At 64.9% G+C, this 3,196-nt stretch carries 3 protein-coding genes; 2 read left to right on the forward strand and 1 reads right to left on the reverse strand.

Features of this window, described 5'->3' with window-relative positions; all coding sequences use genetic code 11:
* Positions 1 to 791, forward strand: a 791-nt coding sequence (locus DYI24_RS23915; RefSeq protein WP_164574095.1) for an amidase family protein, incomplete at its 5' end; no start/stop codon positions are given.
* A 41-nt stretch (positions 792 to 832) separates the two neighbouring features.
* Here DYI24_RS23915 and DYI24_RS23920 read toward each other — a convergent pair.
* A complete protein-coding gene (locus DYI24_RS23920; protein WP_164574096.1) occupies positions 833 to 2,638 on the reverse strand; it encodes a PHA/PHB synthase family protein in 1,806 nt (601 codons plus the stop codon).
* A 326-nt stretch (positions 2,639 to 2,964) separates the two neighbouring features.
* Between DYI24_RS23920 and DYI24_RS23925 the strand changes: the two genes are divergently transcribed.
* On the forward strand, positions 2,965 to 3,196 hold a 232-nt coding region (locus DYI24_RS23925), incomplete at its 3' end, for a hypothetical protein (RefSeq protein WP_164574097.1).

The following is a 3,196-nucleotide window of genomic DNA, read 5'->3' on the forward strand; positions in this document are numbered from 1 at the left end:
CCGCTGCTTATTGCGGCATCGTGGGCTTCAAGCCGAGCTTCGGTGCGATCGTTCGCGACGGCGTTCACCCATTGGCGCAATCGCTCGATCACGTCGGATTCTTGACCCGATCGGTCGAGGACGCTGCGTTCGCATTTGGCTTGCTGGCCGACGGCGCCGAAGCCGGGGCGGCAGCCCAAGCCGTCGAGGGAGACGTGCTTCCTGTCGCCTCGTCACTGCGGCTCGGTGTGGTTCGCCCGCCGATCTGGGATCGGGTCAGCGCCGAACAGAACCAGGCGTTCGAGGCGGCGCTGGAGACGCTCCAGCGCGCAGGGGCCAGCATCGTGCCGCTGGAGCTTCCCGACCGCTATTGGAAGGGATTCGAAGCCGCGGAGATCATTCTGGCGGCGGAGGCGGCTGCGATCTTCAACGTGCTGATCATGCAACATCCCGATTTGACCAGCCCGCAGCTCAAGGAGCTGGTGGCGACCGGCAACGCGATCAGTGCACCGCGCTACATCGAGGCCCGGCAACTGCAGGCATCCCTGCGGGAGGAGCTTCCGCGGCATCTCAGTGGTCTCGACGGCATCGTGACGGTGCCGGCGCCCGGCGAGGCTCCGGAAGGACTGGCCTATACCGGCGACGCCAGCTTCTGCGCGCTGTGGACGATGCTGGGCGTGCCGGCCCTGACGATGCCGATCGCCCGGTCTGGCCGCGGCCTGCCGCTTGGCCTCCAGGTAGTCGGTGGCTTTGGCGAGGACGCCAGGCTGCTGCGCACCGCTCGGGTGGTCGAGGCGAAGCTGGCGAACTGACTCGATCGACGCGCGGCTAAAGCTTTGCCGCCGCGCGTCGGTCAGGACCTCACCTTGACGTAGCTGCCCGGCGCATCTTCCAGCGGCGGGTAGGCTTCGTTGCCGATGGCACGGGCGGGGACCTGTTCGTCGTCGAACGCGCCGATCCAGGCGCGCCAGTCCGGCCACCACGATCCCTTATGCTCCTCGGCCCCGTTCAGCCAGTTGGCGACCGAGCCGGCGAAGATGTCCGGGTTGGTCCAGAACTGGTACTTGTTCGCCGCCGGAGGATTGATCACGCCGGCGATGTGGCCCGAGCCGGACAGCACGAATTTCACCGGACCGCCGAAGAACTGCGAGCCGTACAGCACCGACTCCGCCGGGGCGATGTGGTCTTCGCGGGTGGCGAGGTTGTAGATCGGCACCTTGACCTTGGCGAGGTCGAGCGTGGTGTTGTCCAGCACCATGGTGCCGGCCGACAGCTTGTTGTCGAGATAGCAGTTGCGTAAGTAGTACGAGTGGTTCGCCGCCGGCATCCTTGTGGCGTCGGAATTCCAATGCAGCAGGTCGAACGCCTGCGGCGGCTGGCCCTTCAGGTAGTTGTTGACGACGTAGGACCAGATCAGGTCGTTCGGCCGCAGCATGTTGAAGGCCATCGCCATCTTGGCGCCTTCGAGCACCCCGGTGACCTTCATCTCGCGCTCGACCGCGGAAATCTGTTCTTCGTCGACGAACACCATCAGGTCGCCGGCATGGGTGAAGTCGACCTGCGTGGTCAGGAAGGTCGCCGAGGTGACCCGCACCCGGCGGCGCTCGGCGAGCCAGGCCAGCGTCGAGGCGAGCAGGGTGCCGCCGACGCAGTAGCCCAGCGTGTGCACCTTCATCTCGCCGGTGACCTTCTCGACCACGTCCATCGCGGTCAGCGGCCCGAGCTTCATGTAGTCGGCGAAATCCTTGTCGGCGAGGCTCTTGTCCGGGTTGACCCAGGAGATCACGAACACGGTGAGGCCCTGGTCGACGCACCATTTGATGAACGACTTCTCGGGCTTCAGGTCGAGAATGTAGTACTTGTTGATCCACGGCGGCACGATCAGCAGGGGCGTGCGCTGCACCGTCTCAGTGGCGGGCTCATACTGGATGAGCTGCATGATCTCGTTCTGGAAGATCACCTTGCCCGGGGTGACCGCCATGTTGACGCCGACCTCGAGCCCGGCCGGATCGGACTGCCGGATCTTGAGGTGACCGCGGCCGGACTGGATGTCGTCGGCCAGCATCTTCATGCCGCGCACCAGATTGTCGCCGCTGGCCTCCAGCGTGTGGCGCGTCAGCTCGGGATTGGTCATCACGAAGTTGGACGGCGCCAGCGCGGTGGTGAGCTGCTGGACGTAGAACGCCGCCTTGCGTTTGGTGTGCGGATCGATTTCGGCGTTCTTGACCAGTTCGTCGGCCCACTGCGTGGTCAGCAGATAGGCCTGCATCAGGAAGTCGTAGAACGCATTGGCCTTCCATTCCGGTGAGGCGAACCGCTTGTCGCGCGGCGAGGGGGCGATCGCCGGTTCGGCCTGTTCGCCGGCGAGGCGCTTGGAGGCCGCGCCCCAGAGCTCGAGGTACGACTTGCCGAGCCGCTGCTGCAGCTCTTTGGAACGGTCCTGGTCGGACAGCCAGTAATTGGCGACGGTGGAGAAGCTCTTCACCATTTCGGTCAGACCGGCCGGCGGATGACCGTCCGGTGGCACGGCACCGTTTTGCGACTTCAACATCGTCGCAAGCGCCTGGCTACCAGTCTCCATCGCCTGCGCCAGATTGCGGGCGAATGCGTCAGGATCGAACTTCGGGGCCGCCTTGGGTTCTGCGAGCATGTCGGTCATGAATCAACACTACAATCCAGTGCAGAAAATCCGCTGAGATTTGTGGTCGCGCCCCCGGATGATGGCATAGTTCGGTAAACGTCGCTGATTTCGATGTGCTGCAGTGCGACAAATTGCGCTTGATTTAGCCACATTGGCATCCCACTGAGGCGGTCGGGTCGGTTAATGTCGCCGCTCGGCGCTGGCCGGTTCGAGGCGAAATGAGCTAAAGTTTAATCCTCGAGTGCGACGATTGTTGCGAGCGGCGACGATCGGGAAGGCGGGGCCGCGTGAAGGCAAGCAGGGTGATGCGAGTGGCAGGCACGGGTGGACGGACGGGACCCGGCATGCGGGCTGCTGTGGCAGCTGCGCTGGTCGTGGCCGGCTGCGCGCTCGGCGGCTGCTCGGTCTCGCTGTCCGACATGCCGCTGCTCGGCAGCAGCGATGCCCCTGCCAAGCCTAAGCAAGCCGACGCTTTTCCGGCCGTGAACGACCTGCCGGCCAACCGCGATGTAGCGGTGCTGGCGCCCGCCGAGCGCAATAAGATCGAGCAGGGATTGATCGCAGCCCGCGAACGCC

It is taken from the genome of Rhodopseudomonas sp. BR0C11 (assembly GCF_010820945.1).
Classification (GTDB): Bacteria; Pseudomonadota; Alphaproteobacteria; order Rhizobiales; family Xanthobacteraceae; genus Rhodopseudomonas; species Rhodopseudomonas palustris_H.